The organism is Rhodococcus sp. IEGM 1379 (genome assembly GCF_030056815.1).
GTDB lineage: Bacteria > Actinomycetota > Actinomycetes > Mycobacteriales > Mycobacteriaceae > Rhodococcus_F.
Map to the genome: position 1 here is coordinate 235920 of NZ_JASHKR010000002.1, position 20227 is coordinate 256146.

The window sequence follows — 20227 nt, forward strand, 5'->3', positions numbered from 1 at the left end:
ATCTACTTGGTAAAGAAGATGCATGTCGAAGACGCAGGTAGATGGGAATTCGGTAGTCACTTCGGTCGACGAGGCAGCGGGACTCGGATTCTTGACGCTGGATCGGCCGGCGCGCCGTAATCCGCTGTCTGTGGTGACCATGAGTGATGTCACCACAGCGCTTCTCGAGCTGTCCGCCGACGAAAGAGTGCGTGTGGTGATCGTGCGCGCCGAAGGGCCGGTGTTCTCGGCCGGCCACGATCTGGCGGAGATGATCGGCCGCACTCTCGACGAGGAGCGCGCAATCTTCGACGGGTGTACCGAGATGATGGAGACGGTGCAGGCGATCCCGCAACCGGTGATCGCCGCTGTGCAGGGGCCGGCCATTGCGGCGGGTTGCCAGTTGGCGGCGTCGTGCGACCTCGTCGTTGCTGCGTCGACGGCTGTCTTCGGGACTCCCGGCGTGAAGATCGGACTCTTCTGCTCCACGCCGATGGTGGCGCTGAGCCGGGCAGTAGGCCGTAAACGAGCGATGCAGATGCTGCTGACGGGTCAGACCATCGACGCCGATACTGCGGCGGAGTGGGGACTGGTCAACTTTGTCGTCGACGCAGCAGACCTCGGTCGGGAGGTGCGGGACCTGGCCGCAAAGATTACGACGGCCAGCCCGTTGACCGTTCGGATCGGCAAGCAGGCATTTTACCGTCAGATCGATCTACCGCAGGCGCAGGCGTACGAGGCGATGGCCGAAACAATGGCTACTAATGCGGTGACCTGTGATGCTCAGGAAGGTATGGCGGCATTTGTGGAGAAGCGGGCCCCGGAGTGGCAGAACAAATAGGTCCCCCTTTCGTATTAGTTGGACGTCCTATAATCTTTGCCCATGAGCCTGGACCCGCGTACCAATACCGTCGACGGAGTGCTGCGGCGCTCGGCAGCCAAGTACCCCGATCGCGTAGCTGTGGTTTTCGAGGACCGCACTCGCACGTATCGCGAACTCGACGACGCGGTCACTCGGGTCGCGGCGTATCTGCTGGGCTTGGGACTCGAGCACGGTGATCGTGTCGCCGCGTACGGAACCAACTCCGACGCTTACGTCATCGGGTTCCTGGCCTGCGGCCGAGCAGGCTTGGTGCACGTCCCCATCAACTACGCGCTCAAGGGCGACGAATTGCGCTACCTCGTAGCGCAGTCCGGTGCCCGAGCGGTTCTGGTGGATCCAACTCTTGCCCCGACCCTCGACTCGGTGCGCGCAGACCTGGACCTCGATCACGTGTTGCCGTTGCGTGACGCAGAACTGTCGGTGGTCACCATCGCCGCGGCCGGGGAGGTTCTGGACTTCGAGCCGCGCGCATCGTCGACTGATCTGGCGCAGTTGCTCTATACCTCGGGAACTACGTCGAAGCCCAAGGGCGCGATGATGTCTCACGGCGCGCTTGTTCACGAGTACGTGTCTTCGGTGATCGCGCTCGCGCTCGACCAGGCGGACAATCCGCTGATCTGTATGCCGATGTACCACTCTGCGGGAATGCACGTCTTCATGCTTCCGTATCTCTCTGTCGGGGCAACGGTCAATGTGATGGCGGCACCGGATATTCCGGAGATCCTGCGCCGCATCGAAGTTGAGAAGATCGGTTCACTCTTCCTGGCGCCGACGGTATGGGTGCCGTTGGCCAATCATCCCGATCTGGAGGCGCGGGACCTCTCGTCTCTGAAGAAGGCGCAGTACGGGGCGTCGATCATGCCGGTCACGGTGCTGAATCGCCTGCGTGAGCGCTACCCGGACATCGGTTTCTACAATTGCTTCGGGCAATCCGAAATCGGTCCACTGGCAACGGTTCTGCAGCCGGAGGAGCACGCCGATCGCCCGTCCTCATGTGGTCGCGCCGTGTTCTTCGTCGAGACCCGCGTCGTCGACGCCGACGGCAACGACGTGCCGGACGGCGAATCGGGTGAGGTTCTCTACCGTTCGCCGCAACTCTGCAATGGCTACTGGGAGAATCCCGAAGCGACAGCAGAAGCCTTCCGCGACGGCTGGTTTCACTCCGGCGATCTTGTCGTGCGAGACGCGGAGGGGTTCATTACCGTCGTGGACCGCATCAAGGACGTCATCAACACCGGCGGAATCTTGGTGGCATCGCGCGAGGTCGAAGACGTGATCTACACCCATCCTGACGTTGCCGAGGTTGCGGTGATCGGGACGCCGGACGAGAAGTGGATTGAAGCGATCACCGCGATCGTCGTGCTCAAGGACGGTCAGGATTCGCTGACTCCGGCGGCGCTGATCGCCTATGTGAAGGAGAAGATCGCTCCGTTCAAGGTGCCCAAGCACGTTCGGTTCGTACCGGAGCTGCCACGCAATCAGAGCGGGAAGCTGCTGAAGCGAGAACTTCGCACGGTCTGAAAACCGCTATAGGTCTCGCTTTACCCTTGGTTCGTTTTGAGGTCTTTGACTCCGCGTGCTCGACGGTATTGACTTCGGAAGACGGAGCGAACTTCTTATGCGAGCAAGGTGAGTGGTGGGTATGCAGGTCGATGCGGACGACTTCGCCGATATCTTGGCGACGGCACGGGAATTCATCCGAAAGGAAGTAGTCCCGCGCGAGCAGGAGATTGCGGATACCGATGCCATTCCGGAGGACATCCGCAAGAAAGCCGCGGCGATCGGCTTGTTCGGGTATGCCATTCCCCAGGAATGGGGTGGACTGGGGCTAGATCTCACCCAAGACGTCGAACTCGCGATGGAGTTCGGATACACGTCGCTGGCTCTGCGCTCGATGTTCGGCACCAACAACGGAATTGCCGGACAGGTGTTGGTGGGGTTCGGCACCGATGAACAGAAGTCGCGGTGGCTCGAACGAATTGCTTCGGGTGACGTGGTTGCATCCTTCGCTCTGACGGAGTCCGGAGCGGGATCGAACCCGGCAGGCCTGCGGACCAAGGCAGTGCGGGGCGGTGCCGACTGGGTGATCGACGGCAACAAGCGATTCATTACGAATGCGCCACTGGCGCAACTCTTTGTTGTGTTTGCTCGCACGAGGCCCGCTGATTCCGACGGCCCCGGTATTGCTGTCTTCTTGGTACCGGCCGACACACCGGGCGTCACAGTTGGTCCGAAAGACAAGAAGATGGGCCAAGAAGGCGCCTGGACATCCGAGGTCAGCTTCGACAACGTTCGTGTTCCCGACTCGGCCTTGGTCGGCGGTGATCAGGACACCGGATACCGCGCTGCCATGACGTCTTTGGCACGCGGACGCGTCCACATCGCAGCACTATCGGTGGGCGCAGCTCAGCGGGCGCTTGACGAATCCGTTGCCTTCGCGACTGTCACCGAACAGGGCGGGACGGCAATTGGCGACTTCCAGCTGGTGCAGGCGATGCTCGCCGACCAACAGGTGGGCGTCATGGCCGGCCGGGCAATGGTCCGTGAAGTAGCGGCTCGTTATGTCAGCGGTGAGGACCGACGCCTCGGGCCTTCTGCTGCAAAGCTTTTCTGCACCGAAATGGTGGGCAAGGTCGCGGACCTCGCCGTGCAAATACACGGCGGCAACGGATACATGCGGGGAGTTCCCGTCGAGCGAATCTATCGTGAAGTGCGGCTGCTGCGTCTCTACGAGGGAACCAGCGAAATTCAACGGCTGATTCTGGGCGGTGGCCTTGTGTCCCAAGCGAAGAAGCAAGCACAGCGCTGATCATCTTTAACTGACGAATGGAGTAGACATGGGACTGTTGGACGGCAAAGTTGCAGTAGTTACCGGCGGCGCACAGGGGATCGGACTCGAAATTGCTCGCACCTTCATCAAAGAAGGTGCCACCGTTGTGATCGGCGATATAAACGAGAGCGTCGGTACCGCAGCGGTTACCGAGCTCGGCGGCGACTCGGTAGCACGTTTCGCATCGTGCGACGTGAGGGAATTCGGTCAGGTCGAGGCAATGATCGACCTTGCCGAATCCGCTTTCGGGCCGATCGACATTATGGTGAACAACGCGGGTATGACGCGAGACGCGACCATGCGCAAGATGACCGAGCAGGACTTCGACGACGTGGTTGCCGTCCACCTCAAGGGTGCATGGAACGGTACTCGCGCTGCGGCGGCCCGTATGCGTGAGCGCGAAACCGGCACCATCGTCAACGTCTCGTCCATCTCCGGCAAGGTCGGATTGTTGGGCCAGACCAACTATTCCGCCGCCAAGGCCGGCATTGTCGGCCTGACAAAGGCGGCCGCGAAAGAGGTTGCCTTCAAGAATGTTCGGATCAATGCGATCCAGCCGGGGCTGGTTCGCACGGCGATGACCGAGGCGATGCCGGAACGTATCTGGAACGAGAAGCTGGCCGAGATTCCGATGGGCCGCGCTGCGGAACCGTCGGAGGTTGCCTCGGTAGTGCTCTTTCTGTCGAGTGACATGTCCAGTTACATGACCGGCACCGTTCTGGAGATCACGGGTGGCCGCCATATCTGATCCGATCTGTTCGGGTGATTGAATGCGAGGGTGAACTCTGACATGGGACAGTCGAACTCGGATCTGCCGCTTGACGGGATCACCGTAGTTGCACTCGAACAGGCGGTGGCGGCGCCGCTCGCCACTCGGCATCTCGCGGACATGGGCGCCCGTGTGATCAAGATCGAACGGGTGGGTGAGGGTGACTTCGCGCGACACTACGACGATGCGGTTTACGGTCAGGCCTCACACTTCGTGTGGCTCAACCGTTCCAAGGAATCGATTGCCGTCGACGTGAAATCGGAATCCGGCCGCCGTATCGTCCTCGACCTGATCGCGAATGCCGATGTGTTTCTGCAGAATCTGGCTCCTGACGCTGCAGAGCGGTTGGGATTCGGTTCGGAGCCGCTCCAAGCAGAGTTCCCGGCGCTCATCGTGATCAACATGTCCGGCTACGGCAGTGCAGGCCCACGTCGTGAGCGCAAGGCATACGACATGCTGGTGCAAGCCGAGACCGGGATGATCTCCGTAACGGGTACGCCGGAGACAGCGACTAAAACCGGTGTCCCGGTGTCGGATATCGCGGCGGGGATGTATGCGCTGACGTCGATCCTGGCTGCGCTTTTCCGCCGGGAACGAACGGGCAAGGGTGCCGTCGTCGAGGTCTCCATGTTCGACTCCACCGTCGAGTGGCTCGGGCACCCGATGTACATGAAAATGTATGCGGACAAACAGATTCCACGCGTCGGACTCGGGCATGCCGCGATAGTTCCCTATGATTCGTTTCCGACGTCGGATGGTGCGATTCTCATCGGTGTGCAGAATGATCGCGGTTGGAAGGCGCTGATGGTCAATGTGTTCGGTCGAGAAGATCTGTTTGATCATCCGCGATACGCGACCAATATCGAGCGGGTCCGCAATCGCGCCGAGGTCGACGAGTTGATTGCGTCGCTCAGTCGCGTGTACTCCACGGCCGAGTTGGATAAGCGTCTAGCTGCCGCGGGTGTACCGGCCGCGGCGTTGAACGACATGGGTGAACTGCTGAAACATCCTCAGTTGGAAGAGCGTTCGAGATGGCGGTCCGTCGGAACCGAAGGTGGTCCGATCGACGCGATATTGCCGCCGATGACGTTCTCCGACGTGGAAATGCGGATGGGTAACGTGCCTGCGCTCGGTCAGCAGACGGAGGCACTTCTGACGGAATTGGGCCGTACCGAAGCGGAGATCTCGGAACTTCGCCGAAACGGTTCGGTGGGTTAGACCGCTGGCGTCAGTGGACTTGTCTGCCATCGAGGGCGGCGCTCTCGACGACGCAGCGATAGTTGTCGACCTCGATCAGCCGATGTCCGAGGCAGTCGCTACGGCTGCTGCGGCCAAGGTTCTCGAATGCGACCGTGTTGTTGTCGGGCGTTCCACCAAGGCACCTGACGCGGCAACCAGAACACTGGCTCAGGCACTCGATACCACCGTAGCTTTGTACCGGGACTCAGATATCCGCGAGTTCGTGAGCGTCGAAGATCCCGATGCCGACCTGGCAGCTGTCTTCGAACGATTCCACGAAAACCCGTATGCATCTGTTGTTGCTTCGCAGGTTCTGCGGATGGGTGAGAATCTGTCTGTTTCAGTTGCCCTCGATGTTGAGTCCTTGGCTTACTCAACGCTACTGGGCACCCCTGACTTTCGGCGGTGGCTGGACGGACGCGGACGGAGGCCGCTGCCGCCCCCGGCGCCGCAGGAACCTGTGTTGATCGATCGCCGTGATGCGTTGTTGCACATCACTCTCAATCGGCCGGAGCGGCGCAATGCCTACGGTGCACAGGTGCGCGACGGACTGGTGGCAGCGCTGCAACTTGCACTGATGGACGCCAGCATCGAGAAGGTTCTGCTCGACGGGGCGGGACCGTCGTTCTCCGCGGGCGGCGATCTGGACGAGTTCGGGACCACTCCGGATCTGGCTATCGCACACCTGATTCGGACCCGTGCGGGTGCAGCGCGTTTGATGGCGCGACTGGCCGATCGAATCGAAGTGCACGTTCACGGCAGTTGTGTCGGTGCGGGGATCGAAGTGCCGGCATTTGCGCAGACAATCTGCGCGCACCCCGGAACGGTGTTCCGGCTCCCGGAGATCGGAATGGGTCTGATCCCGGGAGCCGGTGGCACAGTCTCGATTCCGCGCCGGATCGGGCGCTGGCGTGCCTTTCACCTGTTCGTTTCCGGCACCGCAATCAATGTCGACCGGGCCCTGGAGTGGGGACTGATCGATCAGATCACCGCCGAATAGTTTGCTACCGCCGCAGATTCTCGAAAACCGCGGCGATTCCCTGGCCGCCGCCGATGCACATCGTTTCGATTCCGTAGCGTCCTTGGCGTCGATCGAGTTCCCTCAGTAGATTCGCGAGAATTCGTCCACCGGTCGCGCCTACGGGATGGCCGAGTGAGATTCCGGAACCGTTGACGTTGAACCGCTCTCGCAAGTCTGCCTCGCTGAGGTCCCAGGCTTTTGCACACGCCAGGACCTGTGCCGCAAACGCTTCGTTGACCTCGATCAGATCGATGTCGGAGAGTTGCAGATCGACCCGCGAGAGCGCTTTGGCGACAGCCGGAACGGGACCGATACCCATTCGGTTCGGCTCGACGCCAGCCACGCCCCAGCTGACCAGTTTGGCGAAGGGTCGCAATCCGAGTCTTTCGGCGTTGGCCGGTGTGGTGACGATTGCCGCAGCGCCGGCGTCGTTCTGTCCGCAGGCATTGCCGGCTGTCACAGTCGCTTCGGAGTCGGCACGGCTCCGGATCGGGCGAAGTGCAGCGAGATCGGCCAGCGCTATGTGACGACGCGGATGTTCATCGTGGGTAACAACTTTCGCGTCGCCCCGACGAGAGGGCACGGTGACAGGAATAATCTCGTCATCGAAGAAACCCTTGTCCTGGGCAGCAATCGCTCGTTCGTGTGAACGGACGGCGTACCGGTCCTGTTCGTCACGCGTGATCGAGTACTCGCGACGCAGATTCTCGGCTGTCTCGATCATGCCGCCCTCGACGGGAAAGTTGACGCCACCCGAGTTGACGCGGGGCTTTGCCAGTCGGTCATGGAATTCGACGGAGGGTTTCTTTGTGCCCCAACGTACATCGTTGGAGTAGAACTCGACATTGCTCATACTTTCGGCGCCGCCTGCGATCACCAGATCGCTCATTCCGGTCTGTACCTGCATGGCGGCGTAGATCACTGCCTGCAATCCGGAACCGCACCGGCGATCGAGTTGGATGCCGGGAACCGATACGTCAAGTCCGGCATCGAGCGCAGCAATTCGGCCGATGGCCGCGGCTTCACCACTGGCATATCCCTGTCCGAAGATGACATCGTCGATATCGGCGGACTGCAGACCGGTGCGTTCGACCAGTCCTCGTATGACAGTGGCGGCGAGGGAAGCTACGGGAAGGTCTTTGAAGATACCGCCGAATCCGCCGACGGGTGTACGAACGGGTTCACAGATGACTGCGTCGTGCATGGGATGCGCCTGTCTCGAGGGAAGGACGGGAAATTGCGTCACAGAAAACGCGAACGCGTCGAGTCGAATATTCAACACCTGTGCGGCGCTTGTCAACTGTCGAAGAACCCCTGATCGGGCATAGTTTTTCCCGTACGGATCGTATGGGCATCGATCTTTGACAGCGCAGTCGTTCGAGGATTGAATGGTCGGAAGATCCCCCCGGGATTGCATGGTCGGAAGATCTCCTTCGGCGGACAGGTGAAGCAGTGACGCGTTTAGCGCAGACCGCAGGATTGACCGAGACTCAGCGCGACATCATCGGTGCCGTAAGGGAATTCGCCGATCGTGTAGTGATTCCGGCAGCACAAGAACTCGAGCACACGGACACCTATCCCGCCGAGATCGTGAAACAGATGAAGGATATGGGTCTGTTCGGGTTGACGATCGATCCCGAGTACGGCGGTATCGGAGAATCGCTACTCACGTATGCCCTGTGCGTCGAGGAACTGGCACGCGGATGGATGAGCGTTTCCGGTGTCATCAACACACATTTCATAGTGGCGCACATGATTTCAGCTCACGGAACACCGGAGCAGAAAGCGAAGTATCTTCCGCGGCTCGCAACCGGTGAACTCACCGGCGCATTCTCGATGTCCGAGCCGGCGTTGGGCTCGGATGTCGCTGCAATCACCACCAGAGCGCGTCGTGGCGAATCCGGTGAATATGTGGTGAACGGCCAGAAAATGTGGCTCACCAACGGCGGTTCATCCACACTGGTTGCAGTGCTCGTGAAAACCGACGAAGGTGCCGAGAAGGCGCACAACAATCTGACGACGCTGTTGATCGAGAAACCCGCCGGTTTCGGCGAAGTTCTTCCGGGTCTGACGATTCCGGGCAAGCTCGAGAAGATGGGCTACAAAGGAATCGATACTACCGAGATGATCTTCGACGGCTTCGAAATCGGCGCCGACGAGGTTCTCGGTGGCACACCGGGGCTGGGATTCCGGCACATGATGGACGGCGTCGAGGTCGGTCGCGTCAACGTCGCCGCTCGCGCGTGCGGTATCGCGCAGCGTGCTTTCGAGTTGGCAGTCACTTATGCAAAGCAACGTGAGACTTTCGGCAAGCCGATCGCCGAGCATCAGGCCATCGCATTCCGGATAGCCGAGATGGGTACCAAAGTCGAAGCAGCACATCTGATGATGGTCAACGCAGCCAGGCTCAAGGACTCAGGTGAACGAAATGACGTCGCAGCCGGTATGGCGAAGTATCTGGCCAGTGAGTTCTGCTCGGAAGTCACTCAGGACAGCTTCCGCATCCATGGTGGCTACGGGTATTCGAAGGAATACGAGATCGAGCGTTTGATGCGCGAGGCGCCGTTCCTGCTGATCGGCGAAGGCACCAGCGATATTCAGAAGCAGATCATCAGCAAGGGATTGTTGCGTACCTACAACTGAACCGTAAAGTCGAGGCGTGGACCTACGTCAGATCGAGTACTTCCTCGCGGTTGCCGGCGGGGAGTCCTTGTCGACGGCTGCGCAGTCCTTGTCCGTCACCAAGCCGTCGTTGTCGCAGGGAATTCGCGGCCTCGAACGTGAACTGGGCGTGGAACTCTTTCACAGGGTCGGTCGGGGTTTGGTACTCACATCGGCAGGGCGGGCATTGGTCGGACCCGCGCGCCAGGTGATGCGTAGCAGTGCCGCCGCGTCCAATGCCGCGATCGGAGTGGACGCGGAACCGAAAGGGCGCCTGGACATCTGCTCCGCTGCGCACGGCTTGGAGGGACCGGTTGCGCGTATCGTGGCTGACTTCCGCAGGCGCTGCCCGGGAATCACGGTCAGGGTGAGTGACCTTCCGAGAGGTGCGACGGCGGATCATGCGCTTGCCGACGGCGCCTGCGAATTGGTGTTCAGCTATTGGCCGCCCGAGTTGTCGTCACTCTCTACCCAGGTGATCGGAGTGAACGAGTACTGGCTTGCTGTGCCTTCGCAGGAGGTCTCTGGTGTATGGCCCGGTGGTGTGAAACCGGCTGCCGGACAGCCGGTACCACTGTCAGCACTGCCAAATCTTCCGGTGGTGGGTGTGCAGAAGCATTCGCGTGCACGCCTTGCGATCGAGTCGGCACTGCACGGCGCGGGTGCACGAACGAGGATGTCCACCGAACTTGCGCAACGCGAGACCGTCGGCGCGTTTGTGCTCGCGGGCTTGGGCATGGCATTGCTGGAACGTTCGCTGGCAGAACGTCTGGCTGGATCGGGTACCGATATCTATCCGGTGGAACCGCCGATCTCGTTGACTTACGGAATCGAATTCGATCCCCAGCGGCTTTCCCCGCTGGGACGCCTGTTCGTGCAGGGCCTACCGGGGTGACGTCAGTCGCTCGATGAATGCCGCAGCAGCCGGAGACAAGGCGCCGTCACGGTGGACCAGAATGGTTTCGCGGGTCACGGATGGATGCAGGGATCGAGCGACGGATGCGGGAGCATCTTGCTCCGCGATGGGTCGCGGTAGCAAGGCCATCCCGACGCCCTGTGCGACCATCTCACGGACTGCAAGGCGATCGGCGACCTCGACAACAACATTCTCGAGTTTCACCCCGCGATCGACCAGATAGACATGTCCGGCCGTCATGGTTTCCACGATCATCGGTAAGTCTTTGACCGATTCGAGGGGAACAGGATCCGCCAGTCCGGAGGCGAGCGGTGCCGGAATCGACAGAACAGTCTCCTGTACTCCGAGCATGATCTCGCGCAGCACGTCCGACGTGCCGGAACCTGGCGTCCGTTCGACGAAACCCAACTCGCAGGAGCCGTCTCGCACCAGTGCGCGTACCTCGTGCGGCGACGGAGCTGCCGTGGTCGTAAACGTAATTCCCGGAGATGCCGCGTGAAGTAGGCCGGTTAACCGGGCAACCGGATCGATAGCCAGGTCCGATTGAACCGCCAGCGAGAGTTCACCTTTGCGGAGTTCGACAACCGCAGCGACGGCGTCTTCGGCTCGCGTGACGTCGGCAAGGAGCTTGCGGGCCGACGCTACGACGGCAAGTCCCGCCGGAGTGGGTGTAACACCACGCGTCGTACGTTCCAGCAATGTGGTGTCGAGGGTGCGCTCGAGGCTGCGTATAGCCTGCGACAGTGAGGGTTGCGAGATGTGAAGTACATCGGCAGCGGCCGTCACACTGCCCTGTTCGACGACGGCAACGAGGTACTGCGCGCTTCGGATGTCCATTACGGAAATGAAGTCTACTTCGACGAAACTCCGATGATGCCGCGTTCGATCAATTCAGACGCTGCATCGGCGGTCGTACCGAGGATGTCCGCCAGAACCGACGTCGAATCTTCCCCGACTTCCGAGGCAGGCCCGGTAGCGAAGTGGGCACCGTCGAACGACGCGGGATTGGCAGCAGCGAGGTAGGTGCCGATTCGGGGCTGTTCGAGTGGCGAAAACATCGGATTGTTCTCGAGTTCACCGGATTCGACGACGTTCGCGAAACTGCGGTAGCGCTCGAACAGCACCGATGTCTTCTCCAACGCTGCAGTAACTTCGGATCCCGAGTGCTCGCAGAACCATCGCGAGAACAGTGCTGTGAGAACTTCGCGGTGCCGGTACCGATCCGCCTCCGTACTGAAATCTGCACCCAACGCAGATTCGACGGCGTCGACGGCAACCACTGTGCCGGTAACCGCAGTGAGGTCGCGAAAATGTCGGGTGGTGAGAGCGACGAGCATGAAGCGTTCGTTGTCGCTCGTGACAAAATCGATTCCGTACGTGCCGTAGACGGCGTTGCCACCATATTCACGACTCTGTCCGTTGATCTGGACTTCGGTGAGGTAGCCGAGAGTACCGGCGGTAGCCAGTGCAACATCTTCCAAGGGGAGCATGATCTGCGACCCGGCTCCGGTTGAATCACGCTTGCGCACAGCGGCTGTGACGGCAAGCCCCGCATACAGTCCACAGGCCATGTCCCAAGCCGGTAAAACGTGATTGACGACGCCGGCATAGTCAGCAGGTCCGGTCATCATCGGAAATCCCAACGCGGCATTGACGGTGTAGTCGACGCCAGGACTCCCGTCGCGGCGGCCGAGAATTTCGAGCGTGATGACATCGTTTCGCAGTGCTGAGAGGGTGTCGTGACTCATCCATCCGCGTCCACCTGCGTTGGTCACCAAGATGCCGTTGCCGACGCCCGGCGCGGTGACGAGTTGTTGTACCAAGGCCCGGCCCTCATCGGATCGCATATTCACGGCGAGAGACTTTTTGCCCTTGTTGAGTCCGGTCCAGTAGATACTCTCGCCTTGCTCGGTGACGGGCCAGCGGTGGTAATCCGAAGCGCCTCCGATCGGATCGATGCGGATTACCTCGGCACCCAATTGAGAGAGCGTGAGTCCGCACAGGGGAGCGGCGACAAAGCTGGAGACCTCGATGATGCGAAGGCCGGACAGCGGGGCCATGGGTTGGGTCATCGGTGATCCTTCGGCGATATGCGAGTGTGCGATCATGCCATCAAGACTGTGAAACGCCAGTCCAGGACGGGAGCATCTGCGGCAGAAGTATTGTGGGCGAATACAAGCGAACGCAATTCGAGCGCAGTACCCTGTTCCAGTGGCGTCGAGCTTTCGACGTGCAGCTCGCTGGTGAGGGTGTCGCCTTCGTGGACCGGACCGGTGTGATCGCAGGAATGCCACCCGAGAACGGTCACTATGTTGGGGAGAGCGCGCGTGGCTTGAGCAAGTGCGATTCCGATGGTGTGACCGCCGTAGACGAGACGACCCTGGGCGCTGACGCGCTCGTCATGATGCGTCGCCGCGATATTGAGGCTCAGGCGTGCGAGTTCGGGCGCGCTGGATACGACGTCGCCACTGCTTCGGAAGATGGTACCGACAAGTTCTTGCTCGAAGTGCCTGCCGGGAACCTTGTTTCGATACGCATCGAGATTCCATCCGTCAGGCGAGTCGTAAGGAGCGGCAACAGCGGGTCCGATGGCCGAGAGATCATCGTTGTGCCGAACGCGCGAGTTGTCGGGACTACTGCTGAGCGGCAGCATCGCACAGCGATAGAAGTCGAGAACGGTGTTGCCGTTCTGATCCGCGGACGTCATGCGCAGTGCTGCAAGACCAGTGGGCGCACGGCCGGGCTTCGACGAATTCTCGCGGAGCCCGACAACTTCGGTGCGGGTATACAAGGTGTCGCCGAGGACGGGAAAGCGATGAAAGCGCAACCCTCGGTAGAAGAGGTTGGCCTTCACGTGGTGTGTCACCAGCGTGGACTGGCCGATCGCGATGTCGGTGATCAGGCCCGGATTAGCGACTGATCCAGGCGAACCGGTAACGGCAGCGGAGAGATGTGCGTCCAGCGAGAGTCGCATCCGGTCACCGAGGATGGCCTGGTGAGTGGCAGCGAGGCCGCTGGTGAGCGTTACAGCGGGTGCCTCGTCGAAGATCTGTCCGTGAGTGAGCTCGTCGAAGTACGGTCCGCCAACGTAAGTTTCGCTCATGCGCTGACTCCTTCTGCTCGGGCGAGAACTCGGCGTGCTGCAACAGCGACGGCTTCGTCGAGCATCTGACCGTCGAGTTGGGCTGCGCCGGCGCCCAAGTTTTCTGCTTCCTTCAGTGCGGCGAGAACCCGACGTGCGTCGGTCACAGCATCATTAGAGGGGGTGAATGCCGCAGTAGCAGAACCGATCTGAGCGGGATGGATGACCCATTTTCCGTCGAATCCCAGTGCGCTGGTCCAGGCCGCCGAGTGCCGGAACTCGTCGTTGTCGGCGATGCCGAGGAAGGGGCCGTCAATCGCAGCGATACCGGCCGCACGGCACGCGATCAGGATCCTGTCCTGAATTGCCAACCAGTGCTCCGGAAGGGCACTACGCGAGCGTCCCAGCGCCGCACCGAGATCCGCGTATCCGATGACGACGGCGTGCAGTCGCGGCGTGGCCGCGCAGATGGTGTCGGCATTCTGGACTCCGCGGGGCGTCTCGATCAGAGCTTGAAGGGATGCGCCGGTGGTCCCGAGGATGCTCTCGGCCTCGAGAAGTTCTTCGGGCGTCTCGACTTTGGGGACGATCACGCTGGTGAGGGAATCGCCGAGTGCGCCGCAGGCAGTCAGATCGTCGCGCGCCCACGGTGTTGCCAGTCCGTTGATTCGAACTGACACTGTGCGAGTCGTACCGAATTCTTGTACCAATGCTGCTACGAGGGTTCGCGCCAGGTTCTTGTTCGCTGGAGTGACGGCATCCTCGAGATCGAGGATCACTTCGTCGGCGGTCGATGACAGAGCCTTGCGTGCCTTGCGCTCGTCGGAACCGGGCGCGACCAGGGAGGTGCGGCGTCGGACAGGTCGGTATTCGTTATTGTCCACGTGTGTCGACTACCTCGATCGGGGCCGAAATGTACGGCCAGTTGAGAATGCGGTGTACTGCCGAAAATAGGATGATTCTTCGTCTAACGTGCCTCGATGCTGGCAGGAACTGCCGCGTGCTGTCAAGGTGCGGTATTGACATCGAGTGAACAATGGCTAAATATGGCCGTACAAACTTTTGACAAAGTCGAGGCGGATTCATGCTCAAGCTCAACGACGAAGAGACATTCCTGATCGATACCGTGCGGACCTTCATTGACCGAGAGGTCAAGCCGTCCGTCCAAGCGGTCGAGCACGCAAACGAATATCCCGAAAAGTGGATCGAACAGATGAAGCAGATCGGGATCTACGGTTTGGCGGTTCCCGAGGAATACGGTGGGTCTCCCGTGTCGATGCCGTGCTACGCACAGGTGACCCAGGAGCTGTCCCGAGGTTGGATGTCGCTGGCCGGTGCAATGGGTGGACACACAGTGGTAGCCAAGCTCCTCGCTCTGTACGGAAGCGAGGAGCAGAAGCAGAAGTACTTGCCGCTCATGGCAACCGGTGAGATCCGGGCAACCATGGCCCTGACCGAACCGGGCGGTGGATCAGATCTGCAGGCGATGACCACTAACGCCAAGAGTGATGGCACAGACCTCGTCATTAACGGCTCCAAGACGTGGATCAGCAATGCGCGTCGTTCGGGCCTGATTGCTCTGCTGTGCAAAACCGATCCCACGGCGAGTCCACGTCATGCCGGTATCTCGATAGTTCTGGTCGAGCATGGCGAAGGACTGACTGTCTCCAGAGACCTTCCGAAGCTCGGTTACAAGGGCGTCGAGACTTGTGAGTTGTCTTTCGACAACTACCGCATCTCTGAAACCGCAATTTTGGGTGGAACTCCAGGCAAGGGGTTCGCTCAGATGATGAAGGGCCTCGAAACCGGCCGCATCCAGGTGGCGTGCCGAGCGCTCGGCGTTGCGACAGCAGCCCTCGAGGATTCGCTGGCATACGCCCAGCAGCGTGAGAGTTTCGGAAAGCCGATCTGGAAGCACCAGTCGGTTGGCAACTATCTCGCGGACATGGCAACCAAACTGATGGCTGCTCGCCAGCTGACCTGGCACGCTGCCCAGAAGTACGACAGCGGCGAACGCTGCGACATGGAAGCGGGAATGGCCAAGCTGTATGCCTCCGAGGTCGCCATGGAGATTGCGTTGTCGGCGGTGCGCATTCACGGTGGCTACGGTTACTCGACGGAGTACGACGTCGAACGATACTTCCGCGACGCGCCACTCATGATTGTCGGTGAGGGCACCAATGAAATTCAGCGTAATGTCATCGTGGCGCAACTGGTCGCGCGCGGTGGACTGTGACAGCCCGGTGACCAAGTAGAATCTGATCGCTATGAGCGGTAAGGAAAGAGAGACGGAGCCGGCGTACCAACGCCTCTCCCGTGAGCTTCGTGCGCAGATATCCGCCGGAACTTACCGCGACGGACTTCAGTTACCGACGGAATCCGAACTGGCACAGCAACATGGTGTGAGCAGGCAAACCGTGCGTCGCGCCTTCCATGACTTGGTTTCTGAAGGCATCGTGTACCGAGTTCCGGGGCGCGGAACGTTTGTCTCCGAGAACAATGGTCGCTACCTGCGCCACCATGGATCCATCGAGGATCTCATGAATCTCTCGCGTGACACCACGATGGAAGTGGTGTCGCCGTTGCAACGACGAATGGATATCGAGGCCGCCAGTAGGCTCCGCCTCGATACCGATGTGGTGTACACCGTTGTGTTCCGGCGGTTTCACGAAGGAATTCCGTTTGTACAGACCACAGTTCATCTGCCGGAGACGGTTGCCCGGCACATCGTCGACGCACCCGAGATGGCGGTGGGCTCAGTGAGTGCCTATACCGTGATCGGGCTGTTGGAACCACTGCTTGACAGTCCGATAGTTGAAGCAGCGCAGTCGATTACAGTGGCTCCGGCAACGTCGGATGTGGCGAAGGATCTGGATTGTGAACCGGGACATCCGATGCTGCGAGTTGATCGCCTGTACTCCAACGCAGACGAACTTCCCAATGAATTGTCAACGAGTTACTTTTTGCCCGAGCAGTACACCTACCGTGTGACGCTCCGCAGAGGCGCGCACTAGCGGTCGTGGTGGGGTGCGATATCCCATTGCCATCCTTAATCTTTCAGGAGAGAGTTATGCGCATTTTCAGCGGAATCGACGAAGTGGAGTCGGCTGTCGGTGAGCACCTCGGGTACAGCGAGTGGTTTCCGATCACCCAGGAGCGAGTCGACAAGTTCGCCGATGCAACTGAGGATCATCAGTGGATTCACGTGGATCCGGAGCGCGCGGCGCAAGGTCCGTACGGCGGCACCATTGCCCACGGTTATCTGACACTGTCGCTGTTGCCGGTACTCGGTGCTCAGGTGATGCGCGTCGACGGCGTTTCGATGGCAGTCAATTACGGCAGCAACAAGGTTCGATTTCCCGCGCCGGTCAAGGTCGGCTCGTCGGTGCGCGCAGGTGCCGAGATTCTCACTTTCGAGCGCACCACAAATGGTGCCAATCTTGTTGTTCGATACACGATCGAAATCGAGGGCGTGTCAAAGCCCGCTCTGGTTGCGGACACCGTCCGCCTGCTGGTTGCTTGACCCCCTTTTTCACACTTACCGAACATGATTCGAGGATAGCCATGAAACGAGCAGCTCTGGTTGCGCCGGTCCGTACTGCAGTGGGTCGCTTCGGTGGTGGCCTGCGTGATGTGGCGGCGGAAACACTCGCGTCCACCGTCATCAAGGAAACCGTGCGGCGAAGCGGAATTGACCCGGCGCGCATCGATGATGTTGCGATGGGCCAGTCGTATGCCAACTCCGAAGCTCCGTGCATCGGTCGGTGGGCCGCACTCGATGCCGGACTGCCGATTTCGGTTGCCGGATTCCAGACGGATCGCCGCTGCGGAACAGGGTTGCAGGCCATTGTCACCGCTGCGATGATGGTGCAGACCGGTGCCGCCGACGTCGTTGTTGCCGGTGGTGTGGAATCGATGAGCGGGATCGAGCACTATACGACTGGCGCGCGCTGGGGAACGAAAGCCGTTGGGCTGCAACTGTTCGACCGGCTCGATCGGGGTCGCGAGCGGTCTCAGCCCGAGTGGCGTTTCGGCAAGATCAGCGGGATGATCGAAACCGCCGAGAACGTCGCGCAACGCCTTGGTATCAGCCGAGATCAGTCTGATCAGTTTGCGGTAGAGAGTCACCGAAAAGCAGTTTCGGCAAGGGATTCCGGCCTTTTCGAGAGTGAGATCGTTTCGGTGGAACTGACCGATCGCAAGGGAAATATCACGGTATTTCGCACCGACGAGGGTATCCGCGACGATACGTCGATGGAGGCACTCTCACGGTTGCGGGCCGTAGCCCCGGGTGGTGTTGTCACGGCCGGAAATGCCAGTCAGCAAAACGATGCCGCGTCAGCGATGTTGGTTGTTGCCGAGGATCGCTTGGACGAGTTGGGTCTCGAACCGATCGGATTTTTGGACAGTTGGGCCGCCGCAGGTTGTGAGCCGTCGTTGATGGGACTCGGGCCGGTCGCGGCGGTCTCGAAGCTCTTTGCTCGGGGTGGCGGCAGTTTCGCGGACTTCGAGTTGGTGGAGTTGAACGAGGCGTTTGCCTGCAAGGTTCTCGGTGTCGTGAAGGAATGGGGCTTCGAGGATCTGGATCGACTCAACGTCAACGGATCCGGAATTTCACTCGGACATCCCGTGGGCGCGACGGGTGCCAGAATGGCGACCACCGCTTTGCATGAACTCAGCCGTCGTGGCGGCGGAAAAGCACTGCTGACGATGTGTATCGGTGGCGGGCAGGGCCTGGCCGCTGTGGTGGAGTCTGCCTGACCTCTGGCTGGGTAGACTCCCGATGGGGGATAACAGCACTTTGGAGGCGGTCGGCAAATGGAATCAAATGCGGCGGAATCAGGGTCGGCGGATTCCAGCAGAACGGATTCCAGCAGAACAGATTCCAGCGGAGCCCTGAGCATCGAAGACGTTCGGCGCGCACAGGCTGCGCTCGAGGTTTTGGACGTAACTACGTGGGCCAACCGCTTCGAATTGCTGTCCGACGCCAATCGACTGAGGCTTCTCCTCTGTTTGCACCACGCACCGGGGATCTGTGTCACGGACCTGTCCGTGGCACTGGGAATGAGCGGAACAGCTGTCTCGCACGCACTTCGGCTTTTGCGTAGCCAAGGGTGGGTGACTGCGACGCGAGACGGCCGATCCATGCGTTACCAATTGGCTGAAGACACCGTTCACCAGTTGCTTCACTCCATCGGCGCCACACACTTCGACGACTCGGGTCACTCACACAGCTGAGTCAGGGTGTGGCGAAGAACTGCTGCACTGCCGGCGCTGCATTCGGATTTCCGTTCATGATGCCCTGACCGGCGCCCACCACCGTTCCGATTGCCCCACCGACGATGCATCCGGCGATGAAGTTGGGGAAGATCGACACACATCCGATCCCGAGGCCCATAGCGGCGCCGCCGAGAGTTGATTGGATCCCGCCGTTGTTCCAGCCGGTGTTGACTTCATTTGTCATGGTGTCGAACGCGACTTGCTTCGGGTTGTTGCCGGGAAAGAGCGTCGCGGCAACTTGACTGTTTGTGCTCACAGGCGGGTTGAATGGATCGAAGGCCGCGTTCGGAGCTGCAACCGCAGTTCCGGCGCCAGTACCTACAGCCGCGACAACAAGCACGGTCATGGTCAGAGTTCGGGACAGTTTCATGGGGACGGCCAATCTGTCTGTGTGGAACTTTCAGTATGAAAATTTCTGTTCGGGCACAAGCGGACCCGTCGTCTAGCGCGCGACGGGTCGTGAGAAATGGCTACCCGACTCTGCTGCTATTGAAACCGTCCATCCTCATTCGTCTCCCGGCGGCTTTTCTTCAGTGCCAACGGTGATCGGCGATTGCGGTGCGGGGACCGAATTTCGGTTTGACGGCTTGCCCACTCGCTTGCAGAAGACGGACGGCCCGATACCGGTGGGGCTGTAGGGGAGCGAGGTACTCCACCATCCGTGCGTCGTCGATCGGTTCACCGAGCAACGACCGACCGATGACGGACGCCAGATGGTAATCGCCGACCGACAATGCGTCGGAATCTCCGAAGGCGCGTTGAGCGACCTCGGCGGCAGTCCAGATTCCGACGCCGGGGACGGCGCGCAAACGCTGTGTTGCTTCCGCACGCGTGAATGTCGATGCTTCTTCGAGACGGTTGGCGACGCGAGCGCATTGAACAATCGTCCGGGATCGTGCCGGATCCACATTTGCGCGATGAAATTCCCACGACGGCATCAAGCGCCACTGATCGGCGGTGAGTGGCACCCGCATTCCGTCGGGAGCTGGGCCCGGTGGAAGTTCGCCGAACTTGGTGGACAACCGGCGCCAAGCCGCAAACGCGTCGATGCCGTGCACACGCTGTTCGAGGATCGCCGGCACGAGTGCTTCCATGACGCGGCCGGTGCGGCCGATCCGTAGGTGAGGGAATCGGCGATGAGCCTCGACGAGCTTGGGGTGCTCGGGTGCGAAGTCGTCCGCGTCGTCGTCGACCCCGAGAAGAGCGCCGACGCTACCGAGGAATTCCGTAGCGCCGAGGCCCCATGCCTGAGCACGGATGGTGTGCCGGTCGGACTGGGTGATGCGATAGGTCACAGGGCCCGAAGGTTGGCGGGAAGTTCGCCAGATCGCGCCGTCCGCAGTGCGTCGGTGGGTGGGGTCGACGGGTCCGCGCTGATGCGGACCGAGCGTCAGCGCTGCATCGAGTGGTCGCGCCGAAGTTACGGTGACTTCGCCGGAGACGGGTGACAGCGTCATTTGGTAGCAAGCGTATAGAGCCTGGTCGACGCGCGTTCAGTCATATGTCGGTGGGGCAACGTATTGTCCGAGCCATGATCATCGTGAGCACCGACGGATCCTGTCTGCGA

General features: G+C 60.6%; 20 protein-coding genes. 13 read left to right on the plus strand and 7 right to left on the minus strand.

The window, feature by feature from the left end; translation table 11 throughout:
• The first annotated feature begins 22 nt into the window (after positions 1 to 22).
• The 6 genes from QM600_RS02450 (at position 23) to QM600_RS02475 (ending at position 6700) form a co-directional block, all read left to right on the plus strand.
• Positions 23 to 820 carry an enoyl-CoA hydratase gene (locus QM600_RS02450; RefSeq protein WP_283259881.1) on the plus strand — a complete coding sequence of 266 codons (798 nt, stop codon included), beginning with the start codon at positions 23 to 25 and terminating at the stop codon, positions 818 to 820.
• A 42-nt stretch (positions 821 to 862) separates the two neighbouring features.
• Complete coding sequence (locus QM600_RS02455; RefSeq protein WP_283259882.1) at positions 863 to 2383, plus strand: acyl-CoA synthetase; 1521 nt, start codon at positions 863 to 865, stop codon at positions 2381 to 2383.
• A gap of 121 nt (positions 2384 to 2504) precedes the next feature.
• Positions 2505 to 3671, plus strand: coding sequence for an acyl-CoA dehydrogenase family protein (locus QM600_RS02460; protein ID WP_283259883.1), 1167 nt, complete (start codon positions 2505 to 2507; stop codon positions 3669 to 3671).
• A 28-nt stretch (positions 3672 to 3699) separates the two neighbouring features.
• Positions 3700 to 4440: a 3-oxoacyl-ACP reductase FabG gene (gene fabG, locus QM600_RS02465; protein WP_283259884.1), complete on the plus strand. Its 741-nt coding sequence runs from the start codon at positions 3700 to 3702 to the stop codon at positions 4438 to 4440.
• 42 nt (positions 4441 to 4482) lie between these two features.
• Positions 4483 to 5679 carry a CaiB/BaiF CoA transferase family protein gene (locus QM600_RS02470; protein ID WP_283259885.1) on the plus strand — a complete coding sequence of 399 codons (1197 nt, stop codon included), beginning with the start codon at positions 4483 to 4485 and terminating at the stop codon, positions 5677 to 5679.
• 13 nt (positions 5680 to 5692) lie between these two features.
• Positions 5693 to 6700, plus strand: coding sequence for an enoyl-CoA hydratase/isomerase family protein (locus tag QM600_RS02475; protein ID WP_283259886.1), 1008 nt, complete (start codon positions 5693 to 5695; stop codon positions 6698 to 6700).
• A gap of 4 nt (positions 6701 to 6704) precedes the next feature.
• On the opposite strand, the gene QM600_RS02480 is transcribed toward QM600_RS02475, so the two are convergent.
• On the minus strand, positions 6705 to 7925 hold the full coding sequence (locus QM600_RS02480; RefSeq protein ID WP_283259887.1) for an acetyl-CoA C-acetyltransferase: 1221 nt from the start codon (positions 7923 to 7925) through the stop codon (positions 6705 to 6707).
• 248 nt (positions 7926 to 8173) lie between these two features.
• Between QM600_RS02480 and QM600_RS02485 the strand changes: the two genes are divergently transcribed.
• Both QM600_RS02485 and QM600_RS02490 read left to right on the plus strand, forming a co-directional pair.
• Positions 8174 to 9364, plus strand: a complete 1191-nt coding sequence (locus QM600_RS02485) for an acyl-CoA dehydrogenase family protein (RefSeq protein WP_283259888.1) — start codon at positions 8174 to 8176, stop codon at positions 9362 to 9364.
• A gap of 16 nt (positions 9365 to 9380) precedes the next feature.
• On the plus strand, positions 9381 to 10277 hold the full coding sequence (locus QM600_RS02490) for a LysR family transcriptional regulator (RefSeq protein ID WP_283259889.1): 897 nt from the start codon (positions 9381 to 9383) through the stop codon (positions 10275 to 10277).
• Here the strand turns inward: QM600_RS02490 and QM600_RS02495 are convergent.
• From QM600_RS02495 to QM600_RS02510, 4 genes are read right to left on the minus strand one after another with little or no spacing between them, the layout of a single operon-like run.
• On the minus strand, positions 10266 to 11135 hold the full coding sequence (locus QM600_RS02495; protein ID WP_283259890.1) for a LysR family transcriptional regulator: 870 nt from the start codon (positions 11133 to 11135) through the stop codon (positions 10266 to 10268). The genes QM600_RS02490 and QM600_RS02495 overlap by 12 nt on opposite strands.
• 14 nt (positions 11136 to 11149) lie before the next feature.
• On the minus strand, positions 11150 to 12370 hold the full coding sequence (locus QM600_RS02500) for a CoA transferase (RefSeq protein ID WP_283259891.1): 1221 nt from the start codon (positions 12368 to 12370) through the stop codon (positions 11150 to 11152).
• A 32-nt stretch (positions 12371 to 12402) separates the two neighbouring features.
• Positions 12403 to 13401 carry a MaoC family dehydratase gene (locus tag QM600_RS02505; protein ID WP_283259892.1) on the minus strand — a complete coding sequence of 333 codons (999 nt, stop codon included), beginning with the start codon at positions 13399 to 13401 and terminating at the stop codon, positions 12403 to 12405.
• Entirely contained in the window at positions 13398 to 14264 is an 867-nt protein-coding gene (locus tag QM600_RS02510) for an HpcH/HpaI aldolase/citrate lyase family protein (RefSeq protein ID WP_283259893.1), read from the minus strand. The genes QM600_RS02505 and QM600_RS02510 overlap by 4 nt, the downstream gene beginning before the upstream one ends.
• Before the next feature lie 200 nt (positions 14265 to 14464).
• On the opposite strand from QM600_RS02510, the gene QM600_RS02515 reads away from it, so the two are divergent.
• Genes QM600_RS02515 through QM600_RS02535 form a run of 5 tightly spaced genes read left to right on the plus strand, consistent with a single transcriptional unit; the run spans position 14465 to position 18618 of the window.
• Positions 14465 to 15616 (plus strand): acyl-CoA dehydrogenase family protein, encoded by a 1152-nt coding sequence (locus tag QM600_RS02515; protein ID WP_283259894.1) that lies wholly within the window; start codon positions 14465 to 14467, stop codon positions 15614 to 15616.
• 31 nt (positions 15617 to 15647) lie between these two features.
• Positions 15648 to 16394 (plus strand): GntR family transcriptional regulator, encoded by a 747-nt coding sequence (locus QM600_RS02520; protein ID WP_283259895.1) that lies wholly within the window; start codon positions 15648 to 15650, stop codon positions 16392 to 16394.
• Positions 16395 to 16450: 56 nt separating this feature from the next.
• Positions 16451 to 16903 (plus strand): MaoC family dehydratase, encoded by a 453-nt coding sequence (locus tag QM600_RS02525; RefSeq protein WP_283259896.1) that lies wholly within the window; start codon positions 16451 to 16453, stop codon positions 16901 to 16903.
• Between the two features lie 41 nt (positions 16904 to 16944).
• Positions 16945 to 18141 carry an acetyl-CoA C-acetyltransferase gene (locus QM600_RS02530; protein ID WP_283259897.1) on the plus strand — a complete coding sequence of 399 codons (1197 nt, stop codon included), beginning with the start codon at positions 16945 to 16947 and terminating at the stop codon, positions 18139 to 18141.
• 57 nt (positions 18142 to 18198) lie between these two features.
• Complete coding sequence (locus QM600_RS02535) at positions 18199 to 18618, plus strand: ArsR/SmtB family transcription factor (RefSeq protein WP_283259898.1); 420 nt, start codon at positions 18199 to 18201, stop codon at positions 18616 to 18618.
• A gap of 1 nt (position 18619) precedes the next feature.
• Here QM600_RS02535 and QM600_RS02540 read toward each other — a convergent pair whose 3' ends face one another.
• Positions 18620 to 19030, minus strand: a complete 411-nt coding sequence (locus QM600_RS02540) for a hypothetical protein (protein WP_283259899.1) — start codon at positions 19028 to 19030, stop codon at positions 18620 to 18622.
• 160 nt (positions 19031 to 19190) lie between these two features.
• The gene (locus QM600_RS02545; RefSeq protein WP_283259900.1) at positions 19191 to 20117 is read right to left on the minus strand and encodes a DNA-3-methyladenine glycosylase family protein; all 927 of its coding nucleotides are present in this window, start codon (positions 20115 to 20117) and stop codon (positions 19191 to 19193) included.
• Between the last annotated feature and the right edge of the window lie 110 nt (positions 20118 to 20227).

What these genes read in the sequence shown, in the direction of transcription:
- QM600_RS02450 (WP_283259881.1), top strand. Translation starts at nt 23, where the DNA reads ATGTCGAAGACGCAGGTAGATGGGAATTCGGTAGTCACTTCGGTCGAC.
- QM600_RS02455 (WP_283259882.1), top strand. Translation starts at nt 863, where the DNA reads ATGAGCCTGGACCCGCGTACCAATACCGTCGACGGAGTGCTGCGGCGC.
- QM600_RS02460 (WP_283259883.1), top strand. Translation starts at nt 2,505, where the DNA reads ATGCAGGTCGATGCGGACGACTTCGCCGATATCTTGGCGACGGCACGG.
- fabG (WP_283259884.1), top strand. Translation starts at nt 3,700, where the DNA reads ATGGGACTGTTGGACGGCAAAGTTGCAGTAGTTACCGGCGGCGCACAG.
- QM600_RS02470 (WP_283259885.1), top strand. Translation starts at nt 4,483, where the DNA reads ATGGGACAGTCGAACTCGGATCTGCCGCTTGACGGGATCACCGTAGTT.
- QM600_RS02480 (WP_283259887.1), bottom strand. Translation starts at nt 7,925, where the DNA reads ATGCACGACGCAGTCATCTGTGAACCCGTTCGTACACCCGTCGGCGGA.
- QM600_RS02495 (WP_283259890.1), bottom strand. Translation starts at nt 11,135, where the DNA reads ATGGACATCCGAAGCGCGCAGTACCTCGTTGCCGTCGTCGAACAGGGC.
- QM600_RS02500 (WP_283259891.1), bottom strand. Translation starts at nt 12,370, where the DNA reads ATGACCCAACCCATGGCCCCGCTGTCCGGCCTTCGCATCATCGAGGTC.
- QM600_RS02505 (WP_283259892.1), bottom strand. Translation starts at nt 13,401, where the DNA reads ATGAGCGAAACTTACGTTGGCGGACCGTACTTCGACGAGCTCACTCAC.
- QM600_RS02515 (WP_283259894.1), top strand. Translation starts at nt 14,465, where the DNA reads ATGCTCAAGCTCAACGACGAAGAGACATTCCTGATCGATACCGTGCGG.
- QM600_RS02520 (WP_283259895.1), top strand. Translation starts at nt 15,648, where the DNA reads ATGAGCGGTAAGGAAAGAGAGACGGAGCCGGCGTACCAACGCCTCTCC.
- QM600_RS02525 (WP_283259896.1), top strand. Translation starts at nt 16,451, where the DNA reads ATGCGCATTTTCAGCGGAATCGACGAAGTGGAGTCGGCTGTCGGTGAG.
- QM600_RS02530 (WP_283259897.1), top strand. Translation starts at nt 16,945, where the DNA reads ATGAAACGAGCAGCTCTGGTTGCGCCGGTCCGTACTGCAGTGGGTCGC.
- QM600_RS02535 (WP_283259898.1), top strand. Translation starts at nt 18,199, where the DNA reads ATGGAATCAAATGCGGCGGAATCAGGGTCGGCGGATTCCAGCAGAACG.
- QM600_RS02540 (WP_283259899.1), bottom strand. Translation starts at nt 19,030, where the DNA reads ATGAAACTGTCCCGAACTCTGACCATGACCGTGCTTGTTGTCGCGGCT.
- QM600_RS02545 (WP_283259900.1), bottom strand. Translation starts at nt 20,117, where the DNA reads ATGACGCTGTCACCCGTCTCCGGCGAAGTCACCGTAACTTCGGCGCGA.